This is a genomic window from Vibrio sp. 1401 (genome assembly GCF_033340295.1).
Genome location: NZ_JAWOWF010000026.1, coordinates 1 through 23111, shown reverse-complemented (window position 1 = coordinate 23111; position 23111 = coordinate 1). Strand labels below are relative to the sequence as shown.

The following is a 23111-nucleotide window of genomic DNA, read 5'->3' as shown; positions in this document are numbered from 1 at the left end:
ACACGGAGTATTGCAATGAAAAAGATTCTACTAGCTTCACTAATCGGCCTTTCTTCTGCAACTATGGCGGCAAACGCAGCAGCACAAGAAGAGATCAAATTTGCGATGGAAGCGACGTACGCCCCATTCGAATACATGGATGAAAACAACCAAATCCAAGGTTTTGATGTGGATCTGGCGAATGCACTATGTAAAGAAATCGAAGCAAAATGCACCTTCCACAACCAATCTTTTGACAGCCTGATCCCTGCATTAAAATTCAAGCGTTACGATGCGGCTATCTCTGCAATGGATATTACTGACGCGCGTTTGGAGCAAGTGAACTTTTCTGACCCTTACTACGACAACTCAGCAGCGTTTGTTTCTATCAAAGAAAAAGTGGCCGATCAAAAAGCACTAGAAGGTAAGCGTGTTGGTGTTCAAAACGGTTCAACACACCAAAGCTACCTGATTGAGCAAATGCCGGGCGTAACAGCGGTTCCTTACTCAAGCTACCAAGACGCATTCATCGATATGAAGAATGGCCGTATTGATTCTGTATTCGGTGACACAGCAGTCGTAGCGGAATGGTTCAAGAAAGAAGACAACCTAGCTTACGTGGGTGAGCACATCACTAACCCTAAATACTTCGGTAACGGTTTCGGTATCGCAGTAAACAAAGGTAACGACGAGCTAGTGAACAAGCTGAACACGGCACTGAAAACCGTGAAAGCGAACGGCGAATACGACGTAATCTACAACAAGTACTTCGGTAAGTAATATGGCACTAACGGGTTACTCTTTATCGCTTGTTCAAGCTAGTTGGATGACCGTCCAGTTAGCCTTCACAAGCCTATTAGTCGGTTTGATTCTGGCAGTGGTATTCGCCAGTGGTGAAATGTCTCGTCGCGTTTTCGTTAAATGGCCAATGACGGCGTTTGTAACGATTGTACGTGGCTTGCCAGAAATCCTTGTCGTGTTGTTCATCTATTTTGGTTCGACGCAGGTTCTGTTTTTAATCACCGGCGACTTTATTGAAGTTAGCCCGTTCTTGTCTGGCGTGGTGGCGTTGTCATTGATCTTCGCTTCTTATGCTTCTCAAACTCTACGTGGCGCATTAAAAGCCGTTGGAAGAGGGCAGAGAGAAGCAGCAAGTGCACTTGGCATCAGTCAAGCACACGCTTTCGTTCGCATTGTTTTGCCACAAGCAGTAAGACACGCACTACCAGGTTTAACTAACCAATGGTTGGTTCTGCTGAAAGACACCGCACTTGTATCACTGATCGGCGTGACGGATTTGTTGAAACAAGCGCAGCTAACATCTGCAGCGACCCATGAAGCGTTTACATGGTACGCAACCGCTGCGGCGATTTACCTAGGCATTACTTTGATTACACAACGTGCCGTCAAACTGATTGATAAGAAGTTCTCAATTCAAGGCATGAGCATGGGACAGGAGGCAACTGCATGAACGAACAACACGTTTGGCAAATGCTGGATGGCTTAGGCACTAGCCTTCAATTGACCGCCGCTTCCTTGGTTGTGGGCTGTCTTTTAGCTCTGATGATGACGCTGACTCTGATCCTACGTACTCCGGGTTTGCATTGGGTAAGTCGTGGCATCATTACCTTGTTCACTGGTACACCTTTATTGGTACAGATCTTCTTGGTGTACTACGGTCCGGGTCAGTTTGATGCCGTAAGAGAAAGTGTATTCTGGACATGGTTAAGCCAACCTTGGTTCTGTGCGATGTTGGCGTTAGCGTTGAATACCGCGGCGTACAGTACTCAGCTGTTCAAAGGAGCGTTTAACGCGATTCCTTCTGGTCAATGGCAAGCGTGTCGTGCATTAGGTATGAACAAAACCGCAACACTTAAAGTGCTGCTGCCATACGCCATTCGTCGTGCTGTTCCGGCTTACTCGAACGAAGTGATTTTGGTCTTCAAAGGCACGTCACTAGCAAGCACGATTACGATCATGGATTTGATGGGCTACGCGCAGCGCATTAATGCACAAACTTACGATACGTTGACGGTATTTGGTATTGCAGGTGCATTTTATTTAACGGTAAATGGTGTGCTAACTCTCATTTTCCGTCAGGTAGAGAAGAAAGCATTGGCGTTCGAAGCTGCATAAACCTTCAATCAACACTCAATTTAGTTCCACAGTGCCTCTGCAAATGACTCTCTTGCAGGGGCATTTTTTATATTCGTCATGGCAAAACCCTCAAGTTCCACCAAACTTAATGCAACGCAATTACATTGGTGGCATCATGGAAAGAAGACACTTTTTAGCGCTGTGGACATTGTTGCTCGCACCCTCTTTAAAAGCGAAAACACCAATGCGGCCAACGCCAGCACAAACAGAAGGGCCATTTTATCCAGTGGTGGACATTCCTCTTCGTCAAAACTTGATTCTGCAATCGGAGGGCTTGCTTGGTGAACCTATTGTGCTGCAAGGCAAAGTCGTAGATACATCTGGAAACCCAGTTTCAGGCATCAAAGTAGAAATCTGGCAATGCGATGGGCAGGGGATTTACGATCATCCTAAGCAGCCAAATAATGATAAGTTTGATGCTCATTTTGCAGGCTTTGGCGCAGTCGAAACTCAATTGGATGGTCGCTACTTATTCCAGACTTTGTATCCTGTGCCTTACGCCTCTCGTCCGCCGCACATTCACGTTAAGTTGTGGCGGGATAACCAAGAGCTTCTGACCACTCAGTTGTACTTAAAAGGCAATACTGGTGATGAATGGTGGGGTGGCAAAGCCCGTGATTATCTACAGTTTGAGACTATACGAATCGACGGGCGCTTAACGGGCGAATTTAACTTTGTGATTGGTTAGCTAATCCGGTTAAGCCATTAACTCAACCAATTGCGCCAAGCATTCTTTATCCAGTATCGGATGAGGCTCGACGCCCGTGACCAAAACGATATCCACGGAAGGTAGCGATGGCATATCGTCTAAGATCTTAAGATCCTCGCTAACGCTAATACTGCCCATCGCACCGATAGCCATGCCTGAACGTACAATTGCTCGTTGTGCAGAAGCCGTATTGCAACATGCCAGTAGTTGATAAGGAGTGCCACGTTTGGTTAATCCGTCTACTGCTGCCGCATGGTATTTACAGTCGGTTTGGAATAGGGCGAGAGGGAGAGGTTGGGCGTTCTCAATGTCAAAATCAGGATGAGCAATCCACACGCCTTTGTCGCTTGCTAGCCAGTAACCTTCCTCACTGTCCGGTGCTCTTGTCACAATAGCGGCGTCTAGCTTTCCTTCATCAAGTTTTTCTCTCAAGGTGATGCTTGGCTCACTGAAGACTTGAATTGAACATGTGGGCTCAGATTGCTGTAATACGCGGATGACTTTAGGCAGGATATTGTCGTTGTAATCCTCGGGGCAACCTAAGCGAAGAGGGCGCTTGTTTTCATAGCGCTTCACTTGTTTCAGTGCTTGATTGTGCAAGTTAACCAATAGTTCGGCGTGAGAGCGCAGTGCCAGTCCCGCTTCACTCAATACGAGGTTACGGCCTTCTTTTTCAAACAAACTGACGCTGAGTTCGTCTTCTAGCTTACGCATTTGAGCACTGAACGCGGATTGGGTGCGATTGATCTGCTTGGCTGCACGAGTGAAACTGCCCGTTTCGACAAAAGCAAGAAAGCTGCGCAACGCATCGATATCCATATCTAAAACTCATCCATCGTTTTTGTTGAAGTGTTCCATCAAAACTATCCGTTAGTCCCCTTAAATACAATCAGATATTGTGAATGGGTACTCAAAACACGAACCGCATGGAGGCGTCATGAAACTGTTTATTGCTAATCAAAACTACTCAAGCTGGTCACTTCGCGCATGGCTGATCTTTTCTCAATTCAAACTGGATGTGAAAGTCACCAAGCTCAAATTATTCACAGAAGATTTTTATAAGACCTTGGAAGATATTACACCAACCGCGAAAGTCCCTACCTTAGTGGATGGTGACGCAACAGTGTGGGATTCATTAGCGATTTTGGAATACGTTAACGAGCAATACTTACAAGGCAAAGCATGGCCAAGTAAGTCTGCAGAACGGGCTAAAGCACGCGCCATCGCATCAGAAATGCATTCGGGTTTCTTTGACTTAAGAAACGAACTCCCAATGAACATCCGCGCACGCAGAAATGTCGATCTAACGGATGGTGCGCGTAAGGATATTGCGCGTATTGATGCCATTTGGGCTGAGCAAGCCAAACTGTATCCCAACGGTTGGCTATTTGGAGAATGGTCTATTGCAGATGCCATGTATGCACCTGTGGCATTGCGTTTCCAAACTTATGGCATCGAGCTATCGGAAGGTGCCAAAGCTTACCAACAGAAGGTGCTAGCAAGTGAATCTCTACAGCAATGGCTCGAAGAGGCGAGTCAAGAAACGGATATCGTAGAAGAGGACGAGGCAGGGGAAGAAGTATAAGCGCATCTTGCGATCGCCTGTAGCAAGGGAAAGCATGACAAAGCACGCTTTCCTCTTCTAGGATGGTTGTAGTTTCCGGCGCGTTTAAGCCAGGTGTTCAACAATCGCTCTGCCTACGCCGTGTGCGCTCGTTGGGTTTTGACCTGTGATGACTCGGTCGTCCACAATCACAAGCTCTTGCCATGGTTGCACTTTAGAGTAGCGCGCTGCGCCGCGTGCAAGAGACTCTTCCAATAGGAATGGGATATCGTTGATAGTGCCGAAGTCGATCTCTTCTTCGCGAGTGAAACCTGTTACTGATTTAGACGCAAGCAGCTTTTCACCATTGCTAAGCGTGATAGGGAGAAGAGCGCCCGGACCATGACAAACTGCTGCCACAATACCGCCATCTTCATAGTGTTTCGCAGAAATCTTGGCAAAATCTTCGTTGCTCGCCAGGTCTGAAAGAAGACCAAAACCACCCGGATAGAAGATCGCATCGTAGTTGTCACCGTTGATTTGTGACACTGGAATCGTGTTGTTGATGCGGTTCTGGAAATCATCATCCGCCAAGATTTTCTCGTTCACTGCGTCGCCTTCGATGTCGGTTCCGTACAGTGGTGCTTGTCCACCTTTGATAGAGGCAATGTCGTAATCGAATCCTGCACCTAGTAGTTCGCTAAGGGCATGAGTGAGCTCTGGCGCGTAAGTTCCGTTTGCTTGGTCAGTTTCACCAAGAGTCGCATGGTTCGTCACAATGATGAGTACTTTCTTCATGATGGTTTCCTTTTTGGCTTACGTGTATTTGTTGAACACCTTCATACTAATTGCTAAACAAATAAGTGATAATACGATTAATTGGCAAAACATTATTGCTATATAGCAAAGGTAAGTATGGACAGTTTTGAAGGCATCAATGAGTTTGTTACGGTTGCTGAGAGCTTAGGGTTTTCTGCAGCGGCAAAACAATTAGGTTGCAGTACCAGTCACGTCAGTCGCCAAGTCACAAGACTAGAAGAGCGATTAGGTGTCGCTTTGTTAGCACGTTCGACAAGAATGGTGAGTCTAACGGAAGCGGGGCAAGCGTATTATCAACAGTGTAAAGAGTTGGTGATTGGGCTTCAGCAAGCCAATGAACAGCTCACCACGCAGCAAACTCAATTGAGTGGTACGTTACGCGTGAGCGCCGCTGGTGCGTTTTCTGAGAACCATGTAGCGCCTGCCTTGATGGCGTTTGCCAAGCAACATCCTAATCTCACGGTAGAAATCAACTTCAACACCAGCATGGTCAACTTTATTGAAGATGGTTTCGATTTTGCCATTCGTTACGGTAGGTTGAGTGATTCAGGCTTGGTTGCGAGAAAGCTGGTGGATCGTCCCATGGCAGCAGCAGCCAGTCAGCGTTATCTCGATGAACATGGTTTGCCAACGCACCCCGAGCAACTCAAGCGTCATAGCTGCATCATCGCCAATAAAGACGTTTGGTTGTTTGAAAAAGACGGCAAGCCGTTAGATGGCGTAAAAGTGCAGGGCAGATGGAAAAGCAATAACGCACACACGGTTTTGCAAGCTTGTGCAGAAGGGTTGGGCGTGGCGTACTTACCGAAGAGCAGTTTCAACGATGCTATTTCGTCTGGTCGTTTGGTGCCAATACTAGAGCCGTATTGGGGAAGCGGCAACAGCAGCTGGATTGTTTATCAGAATCGTCACTTTCTACCACTACGAGCGCGATTGGCTATCGACTTCTTGCTTGATCATTTTGTCGATTGGCAGGAGTAATGAGGCTCTGCCAATCGGTTTGTTTATCCATTTGTTAGATCGTCAACATACTAACGTATCTACATGTTTTGATAGCTTGGTCCGCCGCCACCTTCTGGTGCTTTCCACGTGATGTTTTGCGAAGGATCTTTGATGTCACAGGTTTTGCAATGCACGCAGTTGGCGGCATTTATCTGAAACTTCAACTTACTCTCAACTTCCACCACTTCGTAAACCCCTGCAGGGCAATAGCGCTGGCTCGGCTCGTCATACATACCTAAATTCACATCAATTGGAATGTGAGGGTAAGTCAGAACAAGGTGACAAGGTTGATTCTCTTCGTGCTGTGTTCCCGACAAAAATACCGACGAAGGCTTATCAAAACTGATTTCACCATCTGGTTTTGGGTATGCAATTGGGTGGCACTCTTGTTTAGGTTTTAACTGCTCATGATCGTGCGAATAGTCCTTGATAGACCAAGGTAACGGCTTCTTAACCAGTGGTTGCCACAGGTTGTGTTCAAAAGTCGAAAGAGCACCGCCAAGTATGCTGCCAAACTTATGAATGTTCGCACCAAAGTTACGCGTTTCGGCGAGTTCGTCATACAACCATGATGATTCGAACAACGACTGGTAGTCTGGCTCAGAAGCTCCAGTTTGTCGGGCCGTATGTACCGCTTCTGCTGCAATGATTCCGGATTTCATTGCTGTGTGGCTGCCTTTAATTTTAGCAACGTTCAAAGTCCCCGCATCACAACCAATCAATAAACCGCCAGGGAATTGCTGTCTCGGCAGAGAGGAAAGTCCACCTTTCGCAATGGCTCTTGCGCCGTAAGCGATGTGCTGAGCACCTTTCAAATGTGGTTCAATAGCAGGATGGTGTTTAAAGCGTTGAAATTCGTCAAACGGACTCAAGTAAGGATTGCTGTAATTCAAGTCGACAATAAGCCCCACGGCGATTTGGTTGTTCTCCATGTGATAGAGAAAACCGCCGCCTGTGGTATTTGTTTCACTCAAGGGCCAGCCAGCGGAGTGGATAACACTGCCTGATACATCCTTGCTGTCAGTGGGTAACTCCCATATTTCTTTTAGGCCAAGCGCGTAGTGCTGTGGTTGCTTTCCTGCGTCTAGGTCGAACCTTTGAATAAGTTCTTTACCCAGATGTCCGCGACAACCTTCAGCAAAAAGGGTGTATTTTGCCCTTAGCTCGATACCTGGTTCAAAGTTAGGTTTGGCCTGGCCGTTCTTATCTAGTCCCATATCGCTCGTGTTAATGCCTGTCACTGCGCCAGTCTGATCATAATTGATGCTTGCAGCGGCAAAGCCCGGAAAAACTTCCACCCCAAGATTTTCTGCTTGGTTAGCGAGCCAACGGCAAAGGTTGGCAAGGCTAATTACGTAATTATTCTCGCCATTTATCATTGGACGCGGTGTAAGGATGTGAGGAACTCGAATATGGTTTTGTTCAGTAGTAAGATAAAGGAAATTATCTCGTTGAACCGAGGCTGCTAGCGGGGCCTCCATTTCTTTCCAGTCGGGGAAAAGCTCATCTAAGGCACTAGTTTCAAAAACAGCGCCAGATAAAATATGTGCGCCCACTTCTGAGCCTTTTTCTACAACGCAAATTGAAAGTGCGTCACCTTCACTGTCTTGGTTGAGTTGAGCTAGCCGACAAGCGGCGCTTAAGCCTGCGGGTCCGGCCCCCACGATCACGACATCAAACTCCATGCATTCTCGTTCCATCTTTATGCTTCCTTTCTATTATCGTCATCTGCGTGACAGGTTTTGGTTTCTATACAGAAAACTATAGCTCAGTTGACGTTAACGTGAAGTGGACTAAGCTCAAGTAATGGATCTGACGTGTTATATGAGGCATGACCATGGAAGACCGACCATTAGCAACACTTGTGCTCGCAGAGCATGACAACCAATCGTTGGCTGTAGGGACGCTGTGTGCAATTAAAGCGGCATTTGAGATTAAGGATGATGATAAATCGCTTCCTGTTTCTGTGTTGCTTATTGGTTATCAGTGCCAATCAGTTTTGGATGAGTTGAATTGTGTTCAAGGTGTTGCAGAAATTATCTGGGTTGATGCGAAGGGATATGAACATGGATTAGCGGAAAATATCGCACCTTTGATCTCACAAGTAGCCAAAAACTACTCACACATTCTTTCTCCTGCCAGTACATTTGGTAAGAATGTGATGCCTCGTGTGGCGGCGTTGCTTAATGTTGGTCAACTTTCTGACGTGATGACAACCGAGTCTATCGATACGGTGATTCGTCCAATTTATGCTGGAAATGCATTGGCGAGAGTCACGTCGAATGATCCCTATAAAGTGATGACCATAAGAAGTACGGCTTTTGATGCCGCAGAGCTATCTGACACGCCAGTTGTCCCTAAGCTTACTCAAGTCGACACGGTGATTATCAATAAACTTAGTGAGTTTGTTTCGCAACAAACGCCAGAAAGTGAGCGACCAGAATTGCCAGCGGCTAGAGTAGTAGTGTCGGGTGGTCGTGCATTCGGGAGTAAAGAGAAGTTTGTTTTAGTAGAACAATTGGCTGACAAGCTAGGTGGAGCGGTAGGGGCGTCACGAGCGGCGGTCGATGCGGGCTATGTGTCTAATGACCATCAAGTTGGGCAAACCGGCAAAATTGTTGCACCGGAGTTATACATTGCCGTCGGAATTTCTGGCGCGATCCAGCATTTGGCGGGAATGAAAGATTCCAAGGTGATTGTTGCAATTAATAGCGATCCGGATGCGCCTATTTTTGACATTGCTGATTATGGATTGGTCGGCGATTTGTTTGTGGTAATGCCTGAGCTGTTAGAGAAGCTGTAGATATAGTCTTGCTTCCTAAAACAAAAGGCTTCCGGACTGGAAGCCTTTATCACTTGATTTTTATAAGTTATTTTTCGCTCGGACGTTGCAGGTGCTCTGCAAATACTTTCGTAAACCTTGCAGCTTCACCACCAGTACAAGCGCGATGATCAAACGTTACGGATAGCGGCATTGCTTTCACCGAAATTGCTTGACCATTTCTTATCACAACTCGGTCGAGTATTCGGCCCGCGCCGACAATAGCGACTTGTGGCGGTGTGACGACAGGTGTTGCGTAAATACCGGCAATCGCGCCGAAGTTGGAAAGCGTAATCGTCGCGTGCTGCAATTGCTCACGACCGATTTTTCTCTCTCTGATCCCTTCAACGGTTTGATCGAGCCAACGACGAACATCTTGTGGCTCATATTCATCTGCGTGGCGCAAAACTGGCACGTACAATCCATGACGGCTATCTACTGCAATTCCTACATTGACCGTTGTGTGTACACAGCGTGTCATGGTTTCGGCATCAAACCAAGCGTTTAAAGCGGGCTCTTCTTGACACGCATGAACAATCGCTTGAACAAGGCGGATACTGATATCTTCGTTTGGTAGCCAATCTTCCAACAACGCTTCTTCCGTAATGGTTACGGCGGCAACATGTTCGTGCGACTCGGTCATAGACGATACCATGGTACGTCGAGCGCCTTTCAAAACTTCGGTGCCTGGACGCTGTTTTCCGGCTTCGTCGTAAATATCGGTATCTACGATAAGTCCGTTCGGGCCACTACCTGACACGAGGTTAAGATCTACCCCAAGTTTTTGTGCCAACAAGCGAGCCGAAGGCAGGGCGGTAACGAGGTTACTTTCTGTCGTGTTGTGGTTGCCACCAATCCAGAAATCATCAACGTTAACATGATGCGCTTGGTGAGAAACGCTACCGACGACGGTTGCGGCGTCAGCAGTGGCTTTTTTCTCTGCCGTTACTTCTCTCTCGGCACCTGTTTCATCAATCTCTAGCAGTAATGCACCAATATTGACGATTTCACCTTCATCACCATGACGGCTGACCACACGGCCAGAGTAGGGGGCCGGGACGTCTACCGTCGCTTTTGCTGTCTCTACGGTTAAGATCACTTGATCTAATTTAACCATGTCTCCGACATTAACGTGCCATTTCACAATTTCTGACTCAGCGAGACCTTCACCGAGATCGGGTAAATTAAACGTCTTCATTTCCAATCCTCCACGAGTTCGCGCGCCGCGGTCACAATGTCTTCTTCCTGAACCATGAAATAATCTTCGTTACGGTAATAAGGCATAATGGTGTCCATTCCAGTTACTCGTTTAGGTGGGGCTTTAAGTAAGCACATGGCATGTTCAGCGGTTCGAGCTAATAGCTCAGAGCCCACACCACAAGTTTTACTCGCTTCATGAACAACGAGTAAACGTCCAGTTTTTTCTAGTGAGCTGAAAATCGTCGCGGTATCAATTGGCTTAATACTCGCCAAATCAATCACCTCGACTTCAATTCCCTGACTAGACAAGGTTTGTGCGGCCTGAAGTGACTCTACGACGCATGCGCCCCAAGTAACGAGCGTGATATCTCGCCCCTTACGTAAGGTGAAGCATGTGTCGAGTGGGAGTGCTTCGCCGTTATCAACGACTTCAGATTTAACGGTACGATATATGCGCTTCGGTTCGAAGAACATGACGGGATCATTGCTTCTAATTGCAGCGAGAAGTAAGCCGTATGCGCGTTGTGGAGAAGAAGGAATCACCACTTTAAATCCAGCAGTGTGAGCAAATAGCGCTTCCACGCTTTCTGAGTGGTGTTCCGGAGCGTGGATACCGCCGCCAAATGGCGCACGAAAAACCGCGGGACAAGTGAGCCGACCGCGAGTTCTGTTACGCATTCGAGCTGCGTGGCACATTAAGTGCTCCATCGCAGGAAAAACGAAACCTTGAAACTGAAATTCGGCGACAGGTCGTAATCCTTGCGTTGCCATACCGACCGCAACCCCGCCGATTAAGGCTTCAGCGAGTGGCGTATCGATGACTCGTTTAAGACCAAACTCTTGCTTGAGTCCAACAGTGGCACGAAATACACCACCATTATCGCCCACGTCTTCACCTAGTACGACAACATTGGGGTCTTGTTGCATTTCGTGGTGCAGGGCAAGGTTTACTGCTTCAACCAACGTTAGCTCAGCCATGTCTGCCTCCCTGCATTCTCATTGCCTTGTTGATGAGTTCATCTCTTTGTGCATGAAGCTCTTGAGGTAGCGATTCATACAAATAATCGAAACCGGTTTCTGGTGCTTGTGGCGGTAAGCTCAGATAGCGTTCAACAGCTAACTCTACTTGCTCTTTACAGTAATCTAGCCATTGCTGTTCTTGTTCGTCGCTCCAAGCGCCTTGATTAAGGAGGTACGTTTTAAGACGTGCGATAGGTTCGTATTGCCATGCAGTTTGAACATCATCTTCTTTACGATAACGAGTCGCATCATCGGCCGTAGTGTGGTCACTCAGTCGGTAACTCACCGCTTCGATGAATGTTGCACCTTTCCCTTTTCTTGCTCTCTCAAGGGCGGTTTTAGTTGCATCATAAACGGCGACGACATCGTTACCATCGACAGTAATACCCGGTATACCTGCACCTTGCGCTTTTTCTGATAAGAAATCGGCGGCACATTGGAGACTACGCGGAACTGAAATTGCCCACTGGTTATTGTTTACGACGAAAACAAGTGGAATATTCCAAGTACCTGCGCAGTTTATTGACTCAAGAAAGTCCCCTTTGGATGTACCACCATCGCCGCACATCACTAGCGCAGCTTCATGGTTACCTTGAATTTTTAGCGCGGAAGCCACCCCGACAGCATGCGTACATTGCGTCGCTATGGGTACACAGTAGGGAAGGTCTCGGCTAGGAACCGGACTGCCTTCAGGAGCAAAATCACTCCCGCGCTCATCGCCACCCCAGTATTGAAGGTTCTTTTCCATGCCAATGCCACGACACCACATCGCAGGCATATCGCGGTAGTAAGGAACAAACACATCATCGGCTTTAAGTGCTCTGCCGACCGCAATGCCTATGGCTTCCGCGCCTAAGTGTGAGGGATAGGTCCCTAGCTTACCGGTGCGTTGCAAGGCAACTGCTTTGTTGTCGTAAGTGCGAGTTAATACCATATCTCGGTAAAACCCGACCAATGTTTCAGTGTCAGCCCAGTTGGGTAGTTGGCCGACTAGGTCCCCACGATGGTCGATAAACCGATGCATGGGTAATGCCTGAACGTTCATCTCAAGCTCCTTTTGACGCTGCGGGTCTTTTGGACTGCAGCTGTTCATACAAAACCAGAGTTTGTATGGGTACTCAAACTCTGATATCAGCGCAAAGGCCATACCTAAGGTTGCGTGTGCTTTCGATAGCGGTAGGCATCTGTTCGTCCCTTAAACTATTTGTCGATAACATCGCTGCGACCATTTCACCGCAAGATACAGAGAAAGGCTTTTCTGTATCTAACCCTCTAACTAAATCGTGGTATAGCCAGATACAATAAGTGTAAACAAATTGTTAAATTATGCTTCATTTTGACTTTCGCTCAGTAGTAAAGTTTTGCTTACACCCTGATTTTGCAGAGTAATATGCTGATATTTTGTTGGTGGTATTTTTAAACTCGAATTTAATTACTGGTTAATGAAACATATTTGCAACAAAATTTGGCTGTAAAATTTGACAAAGTGAGTCATTATTAATGAATCAACTCAAACAGTTGCTATATGATGAATTGCAAATTTTTGTTGTGCTCGAAGCCTCGACCTTATGAGAATGCATAACTTCTTCCCAACAGAGTGGAATCAAGGTAGGGTGACGGCATTACAAATGTATACCCTCGGCAGTCCTTGAGCTTATCCAAAGTAGGTGGTGCTCAAGTGGAAGTGATTATGGAGAAGTTATGTACCACGCTCATGTTTATTTTCCCTTAAGAGAACAAGATAAAGCGCAAGCCTTGAACGAGATCATCCGTCAAGAGCGTCAAGATGTGCTGCGTGTGTTTCCATTAGTTGGAAGGTTAGTTGGCCCACACAAAATGCCGATGTTTGAAATTCACCTAGAATCATTGAGTGAAGAGTTCTTGGCGTGGCTTGATACGATTCGAGGCGATTTTTCTGTGCTTATTCACCCAGTAAGCGAAGAAGAGTTACTTGATCACACAGAACGCGCGATTTGGTTGGGCAGAGAGATTGGTGTATTTGAAGAAAAGTTAGAGAAATAGTTGCTCTTCTCGTCCATGCATGGCCGCTTTGAATCCTTCTCTTCTCATTGCGGTCGCAGCTTCTGCTTAACGCCTCACCTTCATTGATGGATGCGGAATCCCTTTCTTACGCTTTGCTGTAGTTATTTTTGTGCTAAACCTAAAAGTAGGCTTTCGAACTTCACGCACAAAGCGTGAAAATGTTGCTGTTTAGCATGCCATTAAATGAATTTTGGTGGTAATAAAATAATAAGTCTTTGATAAATCAAATAGGTATAGCAGGGAAGTGCAGTTTACGACCCCAACGCCATTGACAGTGGCGCCGATAATTTATGAGGGGGAAGGGTATGTTTTCAATACTCTTGGTTATACTTGCACTCTATATATTTTGGCTGTTGTTTCGCAACGGGCCTGCGTTTGCCGGGCGTACCGCTCAAAAAAAACGTGACTGGGTTGGGCCTACCGCCAACAAAGAAGAGTGGCGAGGATTTTGTACGGATGTATTTCAGCCGTTCAGTTCTCAAACGACTTTCTACGCCATTGCTTATTTTGCCAATTACGTAGCAGCAGCGAACGCAATATCTTGGTCAACGATATACGAAGGCGATTATCCGGTCATCATAAGCCGATTTGGTAGCTACTTCATTTTAAGCACGTATGATGCACTGGTCGTAGCTGGGTTTATTGCGCTTGCTTTCTTTATCATTAATTGGCAACTTGCCATGCGCTGCTCTGGTATTCTTAGCCAGTATCTAGTGCGGATTCTTATTATTAATCAAAAGCGCTTTGTCGCGATTAGCTTGGTGTTTTGCAGCTACTTTTCGTACCTACTGACGCTTGGTATATTCTGGCTGTTCCATGATGGGTATTCAATCTGGCATGGATTAATGCTTAGCCCTGTGTTCCTATTGTTAGCTTTATTGGTAGCGGTTGTTGTGCCATCTGCAAAAAGAGAAAATAGTGTACCTTAGATAGGTTTTCCACGTTAAATTACATTCGATTTTAGGATAGTAATTCTTATGCCATTAAGTTAGCATTGCCAGCTTTTTAACGGTCAAAAGGCCACTAATCAGTGGGACAGTGGGAGAAACAATGTTTATCGGCTTTGACTATGGTACTGCAAACTGTTCAGTGGCTAAAATGGAACCGGGTGAGCCAGTACTGCTTAATCTAGAAGGAAACAGCCCTTTTATTCCTTCCACCCTTGCTGCACCGAGTCGTGAATCGGTATCCGAGCATTTATTTCGCCATCGAGATATTAAACCATTAGATCAAGTTGGTGAGCAGGTTTTACGCCGGGCAATCAATTTAAACCGAGAAGAAAGTATTGACTTAGAATCCGACGACATTGCGTTTGGTCAGGATGCACTTAATCTCTATTTGGAAGATCCTCGCGATATCTATTATGTGAAATCGCCGAAGTCTTTTCTTGGTGCATCTGGCTTGCGTGATGTGCAATTGGCTTTTTTCGAAGACCTTGTCTGCGCGATGATGGACAATATTAAGTCGCAAGCCGAAAGCGATGCGCAGCAAAGTATTACCGATGCTGTGATCGGCAGACCAATTAACTTTCATGGGCGTGGCGGTGAAACGGCTAACATTCAGGCTGAACGCATTTTGTTGCGGGCAGCGAAACGTGCGGGCTTCCAAAATGTGGAGTTTCAGTTTGAGCCTGTCGCGGCGGGCCTAGAGTATGAAGCGACACTCAGCGAAGATAAAATCATTCTAGTAGTCGATATTGGCGGTGGTACAACGGACTGTTCGTTGATCCAAATGGGACCGTCTTGGCGCGGCAAAGCAGATAGGACCGCAAGCTTGTTAGCTCACAGTGGCCAGCGTGTCGGCGGGAATGATCTTGATATCGCGCTAGCATTTAAGCAGCTCATGTTCCCTTTTGGCATGGGAAGTAAAATGGAGTCAGGCATTGTGATGCCGACTACCCAATTCTGGAACCCGATAGCAATCAATAATGTAGAAGCGCAGAGTGACTTCTATTCGCGAGAGAACCTATCAGCGTTAAAGTTGCTTCAAAAGCAGGCTCAAGAGCCAGAAAAACTTGCTCGTTTGCTAGAGGTGTATCATGAGTCTTTAGGCTACAACATTGTTCGCCGTGCCGAAGAGGCAAAAGTGGCACTTTCAGAACAAGCTTCTTACCGAACTGGCATCAACTTACTATCAGAAACGATTGAAGTTGATGTACAACGTGACGAAATGATCGAAGCGATCCAGTCGCCAAAGAATAAAATGACGGCGTTGGTGACAGAAGCGGTAGAGCAAGCTGGAGTTAAACCCGATGCTATCTTTATGACTGGAGGTTCGGCACGCTCGCCAATCTTGCGCGATGCGGTGCAAACCGTACTGCCAAGTATTCCGGTTGTCAGTGGAAACTATTTTGGCTCAGTAACTGCCGGCTTAGCTCGTTGGGCTGAGGTTTGTTTCAAGTAGAAAGAAAGCCGATTAACAGTGGGTCTTTGTTGCCAAACTTATGATTTCATTTAGGCTTGCCAAGTGATGGTTGGAGAACTTTGTCGAGAGGTTGAGTTTTAAGCGGGTAGGGAACCTTTTTAGGATCTTAAGTCTTTCAAGGTCATTCTGAATAGTGAGGGACGAGCGTGATTTAGAATCTCTTGCCCGAGCACGCTGTTATGATATGTGACCCCGTTTCGCCGAGCGTTATTCATCACCATTATTCTGAAGAGTCGAGTTAGGATCTACCGGAATAATGATTTTGACTAAGCTGAGATAAAAATGCCCGCTAAATCAGCGGGCACTTTTGTTTACGTCATTAATGGTGCATGTGTTTTTCCATGTGACCTTGTTTTTCAACCGCCATTTCTACTTCCACTTTACCCGCGTTTTTGAATGTTAACGTCATAGGGAAGCGGTCGCCTTCTTTAAGAGTTTGTGTTGGGTTAAAAATCATTAAATGGAAGCTGCCTGGCTTAAACAACACTGAGTCATTGGCTGGAACGCGCACTTCGTCAATCTTAATCATTTTCATCACACCATCTTCTTTCTTATGCGTGTGAATTTCGACATGCCCTGCGATTGGGCTTTCTGCTGCGATCAATGCATCTTCACTGTCACCGTGGTTGGTTAATTGAAAAAAACCACCGATAACAGGTGCGTTTGGTGGCGCTTCGCGGCTCCATGGATGGTCGATATGAATTTTTCCTGCTTCATAATCGTGCGCTAAACTCAGTGGGCTAGCGATGACAGCAATAAGCGCGATAGCGGCGGTTTTTAATGATTTAAGCATGTGTTTTTCCTTTTGAATTAATAGCTTCTCTGAATGGACAACAAACAGAGTCATCGTTATTTTTGAATAAAGTTGTCAATGATTAGATGCCTGTTAGGCAGGAAAAACACTCGGCGGAGAGTGCTTAGGCGCGATGTGTTTGTAAACGAGCTTATCGCATTTTGAAAAGTGATAAGTCGTCAGTGCATACTTTACTCGGCGCAGCCAATGGATGGTTGTCAGGTAAAGCCCAATCGCAACTAAAAGAAAGAATTGAACAGCTTGAAGAAGCGGGCATTCAAATTGGAAGCCGTCGTGTAAGTTAAGATCTTGGATGAGCTTAGAAGAAGATTGAGCGTTAGCCTCAATCAACGTATTGATATCCACCCATTTGAAACCATCTGCGGTACACAGTAAAACCTTTTCACTTTGGACTTTGTTGAGCCAAGTTGTGCTGTGAACTTGTGTAGGGTTAAGAGCGGCTGTGGACGCTAAATACAACTGAAACAACACCGCGATAATAACCGCAATAGCGTGCAAGCGATGGTGTTTGTGCTGTATTAGAGTGTTTTCCATACAATTAAGTGCTTATCTTCTTCGGCGCGGGATACTAACAAATTAACCAAACAATGTAATTATCAGTTTACTAAAAGGTGATGCAAGTGTGCATTATTTGTTTTATTGTCTATTTTTAACGCTTTAATGTCTTGATTCGGCTGACATTCACAACCTCCAATTCAACTTGTCAGTCTTGCCTAGTCGCTTTTGAAGATACCGAATTAATCTCTCTTATATGCCACTGAAGCTTCGGTTAGTGGGTGTCGTGGTGGTGTTTTTACGTGCTAGATTTGGCTGATATCGATTCAAAATGCACACCGAATCTTCACTTGTTTTCCATTAACGGAATTATGACAGTAATTTAATAAAGGATACGGTATTCTGCGCTCCTTTGTACATGCCAGAAACGTCCGTCCTACTTAGTCGGAGGGGCGATTAATCTTAAGAAATTTCTCAAATGAAATACGAACAACAGATTGGATATCGATACCCTAAAGGTCGATTTGCCATGGTGAGTGTATATGCATTCACCGGTGCTGCGATTTTAGCATCGACTATTTTTTCTCTATTGCTGTTTTTGTCTATCGACGAAAATCCGATGATGCAAACCTTATTTGGTGGTTTAGCGATCATTTTTGAAGCGGGTAAATTTTACGCTTGGTATGAATACGGTGAGCGCCGAGCCCATCGCAACTACACAGGAGCAGCAACCGCTCTCGTGTTTTATTTAGTCTTAGCTGCGATTTCCATTGGCGGTAGTATTGGTGGCATTAATAGTGCAACCAATAGTGCACAAAGTCATATTTCGGTAGAGCAGGCGAAAGTGGAAGCGTTTAATCGTCAGATTGCGGCAATCGATAAGCAGATTGAGCTCAACAATATGGCAGCGCAGAAATACATCGAGATGGAGCGTATCGCGACTGGTGTAACTCGCATTCAGGATCAAAACAAAACCTTACGTGAAGAGCAGCAACGCTTGGCTATGGAGCGTGATAGTTTACCGCCGGTTACGCAAGGCTCAGTGATTGGTTTGATTGATAGCCTAGCCAACGCATTTGGTACTACCTCTCAGCAAGCTCAGCTTGGCTTGGTTGTATTTCTTTCGATTCTTTTGGACTTCTTTGCTGCATTTTTTGTTGGCTTGATTGGTGAAGAGCAACGGTTCCGATATTTCTATCGCAGAAATGAGGGCATGATATTGAAAACAGTTCGCGATATAGACCCAGCGCCTGCGGGTTATCTTCCTCATATAAAAGAGGAAGAAGAGCAAGAAATACCAGCTGCGCCGGAGCCAGAAGAACCAAAGGAACCGAAAACCTTGTTAGAGCAAGTTAGCGATGCACTTAAAACGCATCAAATTACGTGCACCAAAAAAGCCGTTGCTAAACAGTTTAGGCTGTCTGCGGAAGAGGTAGACAAGGTATTTGAAGAATTGGCAGAGCTCGGTTTAGTGGGGAAAAAAGCCAACCACCATTATCATTGGATAGGTGAAGCAGAGACCGCATAATTGGTTATCTATTAAAGTTCGGAAAGAGCGTCAATCGGCGCTCTTTTTTTTGGGGAGGGGGGAGTTTCGCTATTAAAGTTAACTACAAGAAAGCGTATCAATCTTTATTGAGCTTTTTGGTTACGTCTTTCACCGTTTTCTTCTCTTTTTCCGGTGTCATTGCATCAACAGCTTTACCCGCCATCCCTTCATCTGGCAATTTGTCTTTTCCTGCATCAACTGCGGTATCTTTCAGTGCCTCTTTAGGCGTACAGCGCCCCCCAACACCAACCACGGCTTTTGTCGCAGCGGCTTTAGCTGCCTTTTCTGCATCGCAGTCAGGATCCATCACGCTAGCTAAGCTCGTGGCTGAACCAAAAAACAAGATTAACAAAATGAGGTTGCGTTTTTTCATAGTTGTCACCAATGTTGTGAAACATAGGTAAAGTGTAACGGAGAGAAAAGGTTTTGGCTGAGAATTTGTTGGTTTGAGCTTGGGAAGCAAAGTAAGGTAAAAAGAAAAAGTGCCATCGAAGTGACACTTTTTCTTAAGCGTAGAAGGGATTAGTTGTCGTAAACGTCTAACTCCACTTCACGGGCAATATTTTGGTCGTTAATGATCACACCTTCGACTTCGACACGAGCACCATTTAGGTTAAGTTCTTCGATGCCTTGGAAGCGTGTTTGTGCATCAATCACAACGGTCGTGTTGTTTAGCAATTGATCTGCGTCGTTTTCGCAACGCTCGATTTCAAATGTTCTTGCTTCAGCATCGTAGTTTGATACGTATCCTTCACATTCAAATTCTTTACCTTGCCATTGGTTGTTATCGTCAAAGTCTGGTTGCTCAAACTCAATAACGGTAGCGATGCGTTTGCCATTTTTCATGATAGACGTTACTTCCACTTCTTGGCCTTGTTTTAGGTTCGCTTTGCTGCCGTCTTCAAATCGTGTTGCGTTATCGATGAAGAATGCTCCTCGGTAGTTTAGAGAGAACTCACTATAATCCTTGGCAACCCAAGTCACGATACCTTCCACATCGCTGTCATTTTTTAGATCGTCGTAGTCTTCAACTTGTACCTCATGTGCCATGAAGATACCGTTTTGCATTTCACCTTCTACTTCCACCCATTGGCCGATGCTAAGTTGGCTAATGTTGTCGTAAGATACGGTTATATTTGTACCAAGCTCAAACGTGCCAGCATTTTCATCGGTACTAGTAATGCGACCTTCCAGTTCGTAGTAGCTTCCAAGGGCTGGGTAATCGTTATCTACGTCGATTTCGACCACAGACAGCACTCGATAACCCGCATCAGCAGTTGGCAATGATGACACCATCACCCAGTCGTTGACCTCTATATCATCACTTAAACCGTCAAACTGCAGATCTACGCCGTTTACCGTAAATGTTTTCTTCACATGATCAATCGCTGTGACACGTCCTGTAATGGTTGGTTCAAGTGTGACTCGGACGCCATTATTCGAAGCTTGCCGAATATCTGACCCCACGCGAACCACCATTTTTGGTTTTACATCGGCCAGTTGCACTTGTGTGTCGTCATAAACCACCTCAGACACACGATACGTATGTCCATTGACGGTTAACGTGCTTTCTTCAGCGTTGACCGCTTCAACAGAGCCAATCGCTACACTTGGTTTCACTGCTGGTTGAGTTGATGTGCTATCGCTATTGCTGCCACCACCTGAACCACCACAACCAGACAATGCCAAACCTACTACAGAAATAAGAGCGAGTTTTTTCATTGTATTAACCTCAATTTACGAGCGAGTTTAGGAAATTGCCTGTATCTTATTGGGCATATCGTGAAGAGATCGTGAAGAAATGTGATTTTATGAAAATTTTAATTGTAGATGACAACCATAACGTCTCGGAGACGATTGCAGACTATCTTGAGCTAGAAGGCATGATTATCGATTGTGCGTTTCATGGAGAGGCTGCGATTAAGTTAATCGAGGAAAATCATTACGATGTAATCATCATGGATATCATGATGCCGAAGCTCGATGGCATCAGTACGGTACAGAAGCTTCGACAAGATAAGTTATGTGGAACGCCAATTCTCTTCCTAACGGCAAAAGATACGCTAGAGGACAAAATCGCGGCTTTTAAAGCGGGGGGAGATGATTATTTAATGAAGCCATTTGCGATGGAAGAGCTCAGTTTGCGTGTTCATGCTTTGGCTAATCGTGGTCCAAGACAAGATATCGGAACGCTCAAATTTGCAGATATTTGTTTAGATGCGCGGACAGGAAAAGTAACGAGAAAAGACAAAGAAATTAAGCTGAGTCGAATTCAAACTAAAATTTTAAAATTGCTCCTCCAACGTGCTCCAGCAGCGGTCACGCGCACAGAAGTGATCGATAGTGTGTGGGGAGACGAACCACCCGGAAGTGATGCACTTCGTAGCCATATTTACGGTTTAAGAACCGCGCTAGACAAAGGTTTTGAAGAATCACGATTAGAGACTATTCATGGACAAGGTTACCGACTTAAAGCATAACGAATATCCAAGCATTTATCGCAAGATCCGTTGGGGTTTTGGGGTCATGACGTTTGTGATGTTTACTCTTTTTTGGTCGCTGATTTATGTGGCAGAAAACAAACTGGAAGTGCTGAGTTTACATCACTGGCTAGATACTGAAGCTGCGCTTTATAGTGAGAATTTCGAGAAACAGGGCTGGGATGCGCCATTGCCAAACGTATTGGAATTCAACTCATATTGGAGTGAAGCACCGACACCCGATTGGTTGCTCTCTTTTACTTCACCTGGTTTTTACGAATACCTGCTTGGTGAAGAAGACAAACACTTTGTTGTATTGAACCACCCCTCAGGGAAGGGGCTTATGTACATTGTATTTCAAGATGACTCAGATGATTACTTGGACGAATACGAAAGCTCGCTGCATCAGTTTACGCTGCTGCTCGGTGGTTTGTTTTCATTTGTCATGGTTGGGTATGGCATTTACATGGTGCGAATATTGTCTCGGCCATTAGCGCAAATTGAAGACAAAATTAGCCAAATGTCACCGGATCAACCCGCTTTCCAAGTTGAAACTAAGTTCAGCGAAACACGCCAGATAGAGCAGACTTTGCTGGATAATAAGAACGATATCGCGGGCTATTTCAAACGAGAGCAAGAATTTAGCCGTTTTGCATCGCATGAGTTGAGAACGCCAATCATGGTGATTAAAGGCTCAACAGACATTCTGACGCGTCTTCCTGATCAACCTCGAGTTGCGCAAAAAGCCATCACGAGGATGCAGTCAGCTTGTGACGAGATGCGTGTACTGACAGAAGCGTTTCTCTTACTTGGTAAAGAGAAAATAGAGCCTCAACATTACGGAGAGCATCAGCTTCTTACTTGTTTACAAAAACAACTGGAAGAGCTGGCTCCTTTATTTGCCAAGCAAGATTCGAACTACGCTTTGCACGAACAACATAGTGGTGTAGTGAAGGCACCAGAGAGTTTTGTGACCATTGTTATCAACAATCTGATTAAAAACGCCTTTAGCTATAGTGTGGGAGATATTGAAATTGAGTTGAAAGGTCATGCGCTTAAGATCCTAAACCGTCACGATGGCAACGAGACGTACAACGCTGGTTATGGTTGTGGGCTTGTTATCGTACAACGAATATGTGAACGGATGGGGTGGGCGTTAGTACTGGACGATGATGGTGTTCGATTTAGTGCAAAAGTGGAGTTCTGCTCTTAGCTTTGCGCGTATTGATTCAAGTGAGAATTAACGCTCTGGATTTTTCTTGTCGTACGCATCTAACCCGTAGTCAAACAAGAAAAAACTGGAATTTGAATTAGACTGAAGTTAGTGAAGCGGAAACTCGAGGAACCGTTATGCTCTCTTATCAGGTCAGCCGAAGTATTGAAATTAATAAGAATCAAAGTGAAATTATTGGCTATCTCAAGAACTTCAATAACTGGCCCAGCTGGTCACCATGGATCATTCTTGAACCAAGCTGCGAGCTGACATTCAGTGATAATCAGGGCCACGTTGGAGCTGGTTATCAATGGAATGGTCAGCGTATTGGGACTGGCGCGATTGTACTGGAAAGTACTCAAGAGCATCGATTAGATATGGAGCTACATTTCTTTCGCCCAATCAAGAGCCATGGAAAGGTGACTCTAATCGTGACGCCGTCACAAAATGGCTGTTTAGTCGAATGGCAAATGCAATCTCGCGTCCCTTGGTATCTGTTCTTTCTGAAAAGTATGTTTAAGTCGATGATAGAGATGGATTATCAACGTGGGTTACGCATGCTCAAAAGTAAGCTTGAAACCGGAAGAGTGCATTCAGACTTAGTCGAAATAGGTAACCGAACGTTGCCTCAAATTCATTACATTGGGATCAAGGGTGTGGCTAGCTTGCAGGAATTAGGTTCGGTAATTGAGAAGCATGTTCAGCAACTAGAACAGTTAATTAGTGACGAAACCCTATCCGTGAATGGTGAATTGTTTTGTTATTACGTAAGCGCCCCACAAAGCACACATTCAATTAGCCAGGCACCAGACTTATGATCTTATCTTCACTAATAAGGAGATA

General features: G+C 45.5%; 24 protein-coding genes and 1 pseudogene. 15 read left to right on the top strand and 10 right to left on the bottom strand.

What is annotated here, in order from left to right; all coding sequences use genetic code 11:
• Nucleotides 1-15: 15 nt before the first annotated feature.
• The 4 genes from R7Z77_RS14195 (at nucleotide 16) to R7Z77_RS14180 (ending at nucleotide 2824) form a co-directional block, all read left to right on the top strand.
• Complete coding sequence (locus R7Z77_RS14195) at nucleotides 16-759, top strand: arginine ABC transporter substrate-binding protein (protein ID WP_213967631.1); 744 nt, start codon at nucleotides 16-18, stop codon at nucleotides 757-759.
• Nucleotide 760: 1 nt separating this feature from the next.
• Nucleotides 761-1450 (top strand): arginine ABC transporter permease ArtQ, encoded by a 690-nt coding sequence (gene artQ / locus R7Z77_RS14190; protein ID WP_005388570.1) that lies wholly within the window; start codon nucleotides 761-763, stop codon nucleotides 1448-1450.
• The gene (artM, locus tag R7Z77_RS14185) at nucleotides 1447-2115 is read left to right on the top strand and encodes an arginine ABC transporter permease ArtM (RefSeq protein WP_005388569.1); all 669 of its coding nucleotides are present in this window, start codon (nucleotides 1447-1449) and stop codon (nucleotides 2113-2115) included. Before artQ ends, artM begins: the two co-directional genes overlap by 4 nt.
• A 136-nt stretch (nucleotides 2116-2251) precedes the next feature.
• Nucleotides 2252-2824 (top strand): protocatechuate 3,4-dioxygenase, encoded by a 573-nt coding sequence (locus R7Z77_RS14180; RefSeq protein ID WP_213905235.1) that lies wholly within the window; start codon nucleotides 2252-2254, stop codon nucleotides 2822-2824.
• 9 nt (nucleotides 2825-2833) lie between these two features.
• Here R7Z77_RS14180 and R7Z77_RS14175 read toward each other — a convergent pair whose 3' ends face one another.
• The gene (locus R7Z77_RS14175) at nucleotides 2834-3664 is read right to left on the bottom strand and encodes a LysR family transcriptional regulator (protein WP_213911988.1); all 831 of its coding nucleotides are present in this window, start codon (nucleotides 3662-3664) and stop codon (nucleotides 2834-2836) included.
• A 118-nt stretch (nucleotides 3665-3782) separates the two neighbouring features.
• On the opposite strand from R7Z77_RS14175, the gene R7Z77_RS14170 reads away from it, so the two are divergent.
• Nucleotides 3783-4430 carry a glutathione S-transferase family protein gene (locus tag R7Z77_RS14170; protein WP_213967632.1) on the top strand — a complete coding sequence of 216 codons (648 nt, stop codon included), beginning with the start codon at nucleotides 3783-3785 and terminating at the stop codon, nucleotides 4428-4430.
• Nucleotides 4431-4514: 84 nt separating this feature from the next.
• Here the strand turns inward: R7Z77_RS14170 and R7Z77_RS14165 are convergent, their stop codons facing one another.
• Nucleotides 4515-5186, bottom strand: coding sequence for a type 1 glutamine amidotransferase domain-containing protein (locus tag R7Z77_RS14165; protein ID WP_017821211.1), 672 nt, complete (start codon nucleotides 5184-5186; stop codon nucleotides 4515-4517).
• Nucleotides 5187-5303: 117 nt separating this feature from the next.
• Here R7Z77_RS14165 and R7Z77_RS14160 point away from each other — a divergent pair, with 117 nt between their 5' ends.
• The gene (locus tag R7Z77_RS14160; protein WP_042521059.1) at nucleotides 5304-6188 is read left to right on the top strand and encodes a LysR family transcriptional regulator; all 885 of its coding nucleotides are present in this window, start codon (nucleotides 5304-5306) and stop codon (nucleotides 6186-6188) included.
• Between the two features lie 59 nt (nucleotides 6189-6247).
• Here the strand turns inward: R7Z77_RS14160 and R7Z77_RS14155 are convergent, their stop codons facing one another.
• The gene (locus R7Z77_RS14155; RefSeq protein WP_213967633.1) at nucleotides 6248-7909 is read right to left on the bottom strand and encodes an electron transfer flavoprotein-ubiquinone oxidoreductase; all 1662 of its coding nucleotides are present in this window, start codon (nucleotides 7907-7909) and stop codon (nucleotides 6248-6250) included.
• Between the two features lie 137 nt (nucleotides 7910-8046).
• Here R7Z77_RS14155 and R7Z77_RS14150 point away from each other — a divergent pair, with 137 nt between their 5' ends.
• A complete protein-coding gene (locus R7Z77_RS14150; RefSeq protein ID WP_258470239.1) occupies nucleotides 8047-9012 on the top strand; it encodes an electron transfer flavoprotein subunit alpha/FixB family protein in 966 nt (321 codons plus the stop codon).
• Between the two features lie 67 nt (nucleotides 9013-9079).
• Here the strand turns inward: R7Z77_RS14150 and R7Z77_RS14145 are convergent, their stop codons facing one another.
• Genes R7Z77_RS14145 through pdhA form a run of 3 tightly spaced genes read right to left on the bottom strand, consistent with a single transcriptional unit; the run spans nucleotide 9080 to nucleotide 12295 of the window.
• Nucleotides 9080-10228, bottom strand: a complete 1149-nt coding sequence (locus R7Z77_RS14145; protein ID WP_213967635.1) for a dihydrolipoamide acetyltransferase family protein — start codon at nucleotides 10226-10228, stop codon at nucleotides 9080-9082.
• Nucleotides 10225-11208 carry an alpha-ketoacid dehydrogenase subunit beta gene (locus tag R7Z77_RS14140; protein WP_017634235.1) on the bottom strand — a complete coding sequence of 328 codons (984 nt, stop codon included), beginning with the start codon at nucleotides 11206-11208 and terminating at the stop codon, nucleotides 10225-10227. Before R7Z77_RS14140 ends, R7Z77_RS14145 begins: the two co-directional genes overlap by 4 nt.
• On the bottom strand, nucleotides 11201-12295 hold the full coding sequence (gene pdhA / locus R7Z77_RS14135; protein ID WP_213967636.1) for a pyruvate dehydrogenase (acetyl-transferring) E1 component subunit alpha: 1095 nt from the start codon (nucleotides 12293-12295) through the stop codon (nucleotides 11201-11203). The genes R7Z77_RS14140 and pdhA overlap by 8 nt, the downstream gene beginning before the upstream one ends.
• A gap of 65 nt (nucleotides 12296-12360) precedes the next feature.
• On the opposite strand from pdhA, the gene R7Z77_RS14130 reads away from it, so the two are divergent.
• The 4 genes from R7Z77_RS14130 (at nucleotide 12361) to yegD (ending at nucleotide 15696) form a co-directional block, all read left to right on the top strand.
• Nucleotides 12361-12555, top strand: coding sequence for a hypothetical protein (locus R7Z77_RS14130; RefSeq protein WP_127891143.1), 195 nt, complete (start codon nucleotides 12361-12363; stop codon nucleotides 12553-12555).
• A gap of 396 nt (nucleotides 12556-12951) precedes the next feature.
• Nucleotides 12952-13272 carry a DOPA 4,5-dioxygenase family protein gene (locus R7Z77_RS14125; RefSeq protein ID WP_005375836.1) on the top strand — a complete coding sequence of 107 codons (321 nt, stop codon included), beginning with the start codon at nucleotides 12952-12954 and terminating at the stop codon, nucleotides 13270-13272.
• A gap of 326 nt (nucleotides 13273-13598) precedes the next feature.
• Entirely contained in the window at nucleotides 13599-14222 is a 624-nt protein-coding gene (locus tag R7Z77_RS14120; RefSeq protein WP_213967637.1) for a hypothetical protein, read from the top strand.
• 121 nt (nucleotides 14223-14343) lie between these two features.
• Entirely contained in the window at nucleotides 14344-15696 is a 1353-nt protein-coding gene (gene yegD, locus R7Z77_RS14115) for a molecular chaperone (protein WP_064354650.1), read from the top strand.
• A gap of 340 nt (nucleotides 15697-16036) precedes the next feature.
• Here yegD and R7Z77_RS14110 read toward each other — a convergent pair whose 3' ends face one another.
• Entirely contained in the window at nucleotides 16037-16510 is a 474-nt protein-coding gene (locus R7Z77_RS14110) for a copper chaperone PCu(A)C (protein WP_005375841.1), read from the bottom strand.
• Between the two features lie 93 nt (nucleotides 16511-16603).
• On the bottom strand, nucleotides 16604-17065 hold the full coding sequence (locus R7Z77_RS14105) for a hypothetical protein (RefSeq protein ID WP_005388493.1): 462 nt from the start codon (nucleotides 17063-17065) through the stop codon (nucleotides 16604-16606).
• Nucleotides 17066-17504: 439 nt separating this feature from the next.
• On the opposite strand from R7Z77_RS14105, the gene R7Z77_RS14100 reads away from it, so the two are divergent.
• Nucleotides 17505-18554 carry a hypothetical protein gene (locus tag R7Z77_RS14100; RefSeq protein ID WP_017634220.1) on the top strand — a complete coding sequence of 350 codons (1050 nt, stop codon included), beginning with the start codon at nucleotides 17505-17507 and terminating at the stop codon, nucleotides 18552-18554.
• Nucleotides 18555-18651: 97 nt separating this feature from the next.
• On the opposite strand, the gene R7Z77_RS14095 is transcribed toward R7Z77_RS14100, so the two are convergent.
• Both R7Z77_RS14095 and R7Z77_RS14090 read right to left on the bottom strand, forming a co-directional pair.
• Nucleotides 18652-18948: a hypothetical protein gene (locus tag R7Z77_RS14095; protein ID WP_017634219.1), complete on the bottom strand. Its 297-nt coding sequence runs from the start codon at nucleotides 18946-18948 to the stop codon at nucleotides 18652-18654.
• 149 nt (nucleotides 18949-19097) lie between these two features.
• Complete coding sequence (locus tag R7Z77_RS14090; protein WP_064354651.1) at nucleotides 19098-20297, bottom strand: DUF5666 domain-containing protein; 1200 nt, start codon at nucleotides 20295-20297, stop codon at nucleotides 19098-19100.
• Nucleotides 20298-20386: 89 nt separating this feature from the next.
• Between R7Z77_RS14090 and R7Z77_RS14085 the strand changes: the two genes are divergently transcribed.
• The 3 genes and pseudogenes from R7Z77_RS14085 to R7Z77_RS14075 all read left to right on the top strand — a co-directional run.
• Nucleotides 20387-21055: a response regulator transcription factor gene (locus R7Z77_RS14085; protein ID WP_025998582.1), complete on the top strand. Its 669-nt coding sequence runs from the start codon at nucleotides 20387-20389 to the stop codon at nucleotides 21053-21055.
• Entirely contained in the window at nucleotides 21027-22268 is a 1242-nt protein-coding gene (locus R7Z77_RS14080; RefSeq protein ID WP_017634216.1) for a sensor histidine kinase, read from the top strand. Before R7Z77_RS14085 ends, R7Z77_RS14080 begins: the two co-directional genes overlap by 29 nt.
• Nucleotides 22269-22405: 137 nt before the next feature.
• Nucleotides 22406-23041 (top strand): annotated as a pseudogene (locus tag R7Z77_RS14075) (SRPBCC family protein); the annotation flags it as partial.
• Between the last annotated feature and the right edge of the window lie 70 nt (nucleotides 23042-23111).

Excerpts from the sequence above, each read along its gene's own strand:
- R7Z77_RS14155 (WP_213967633.1), bottom strand. The coding sequence starts at position 7,909 with ATGGAACGAGAATGCATGGAGTTTGATGTCGTGATCGTGGGGGCCGGA.
- R7Z77_RS14090 (WP_064354651.1), bottom strand. The coding sequence starts at position 20,297 with ATGAAAAAACTCGCTCTTATTTCTGTAGTAGGTTTGGCATTGTCTGGT.
- R7Z77_RS14080 (WP_017634216.1), top strand. The coding sequence starts at position 21,027 with ATGGACAAGGTTACCGACTTAAAGCATAACGAATATCCAAGCATTTAT.
- artQ (WP_005388570.1), top strand. The coding sequence starts at position 761 with ATGGCACTAACGGGTTACTCTTTATCGCTTGTTCAAGCTAGTTGGATG.
- R7Z77_RS14170 (WP_213967632.1), top strand. The coding sequence starts at position 3,783 with ATGAAACTGTTTATTGCTAATCAAAACTACTCAAGCTGGTCACTTCGC.
- R7Z77_RS14110 (WP_005375841.1), bottom strand. The coding sequence starts at position 16,510 with ATGCTTAAATCATTAAAAACCGCCGCTATCGCGCTTATTGCTGTCATC.
- R7Z77_RS14145 (WP_213967635.1), bottom strand. The coding sequence starts at position 10,228 with ATGAAGACGTTTAATTTACCCGATCTCGGTGAAGGTCTCGCTGAGTCA.
- R7Z77_RS14195 (WP_213967631.1), top strand. The coding sequence starts at position 16 with ATGAAAAAGATTCTACTAGCTTCACTAATCGGCCTTTCTTCTGCAACT.
- R7Z77_RS14165 (WP_017821211.1), bottom strand. The coding sequence starts at position 5,186 with ATGAAGAAAGTACTCATCATTGTGACGAACCATGCGACTCTTGGTGAA.
- R7Z77_RS14180 (WP_213905235.1), top strand. The coding sequence starts at position 2,252 with ATGGAAAGAAGACACTTTTTAGCGCTGTGGACATTGTTGCTCGCACCC.
- R7Z77_RS14100 (WP_017634220.1), top strand. The coding sequence starts at position 17,505 with ATGAAATACGAACAACAGATTGGATATCGATACCCTAAAGGTCGATTT.
- R7Z77_RS14095 (WP_017634219.1), bottom strand. The coding sequence starts at position 18,948 with ATGAAAAAACGCAACCTCATTTTGTTAATCTTGTTTTTTGGTTCAGCC.
- R7Z77_RS14150 (WP_258470239.1), top strand. The coding sequence starts at position 8,047 with ATGGAAGACCGACCATTAGCAACACTTGTGCTCGCAGAGCATGACAAC.
- R7Z77_RS14130 (WP_127891143.1), top strand. The coding sequence starts at position 12,361 with ATGGGTACTCAAACTCTGATATCAGCGCAAAGGCCATACCTAAGGTTG.
- yegD (WP_064354650.1), top strand. The coding sequence starts at position 14,344 with ATGTTTATCGGCTTTGACTATGGTACTGCAAACTGTTCAGTGGCTAAA.
- pdhA (WP_213967636.1), bottom strand. The coding sequence starts at position 12,295 with ATGAACGTTCAGGCATTACCCATGCATCGGTTTATCGACCATCGTGGG.
- R7Z77_RS14125 (WP_005375836.1), top strand. The coding sequence starts at position 12,952 with ATGTACCACGCTCATGTTTATTTTCCCTTAAGAGAACAAGATAAAGCG.
- R7Z77_RS14160 (WP_042521059.1), top strand. The coding sequence starts at position 5,304 with ATGGACAGTTTTGAAGGCATCAATGAGTTTGTTACGGTTGCTGAGAGC.
- R7Z77_RS14140 (WP_017634235.1), bottom strand. The coding sequence starts at position 11,208 with ATGGCTGAGCTAACGTTGGTTGAAGCAGTAAACCTTGCCCTGCACCAC.
- artM (WP_005388569.1), top strand. The coding sequence starts at position 1,447 with ATGAACGAACAACACGTTTGGCAAATGCTGGATGGCTTAGGCACTAGC.
- R7Z77_RS14085 (WP_025998582.1), top strand. The coding sequence starts at position 20,387 with ATGAAAATTTTAATTGTAGATGACAACCATAACGTCTCGGAGACGATT.
- R7Z77_RS14175 (WP_213911988.1), bottom strand. The coding sequence starts at position 3,664 with ATGGATATCGATGCGTTGCGCAGCTTTCTTGCTTTTGTCGAAACGGGC.
- R7Z77_RS14105 (WP_005388493.1), bottom strand. The coding sequence starts at position 17,065 with ATGGAAAACACTCTAATACAGCACAAACACCATCGCTTGCACGCTATT.
- R7Z77_RS14120 (WP_213967637.1), top strand. The coding sequence starts at position 13,599 with ATGTTTTCAATACTCTTGGTTATACTTGCACTCTATATATTTTGGCTG.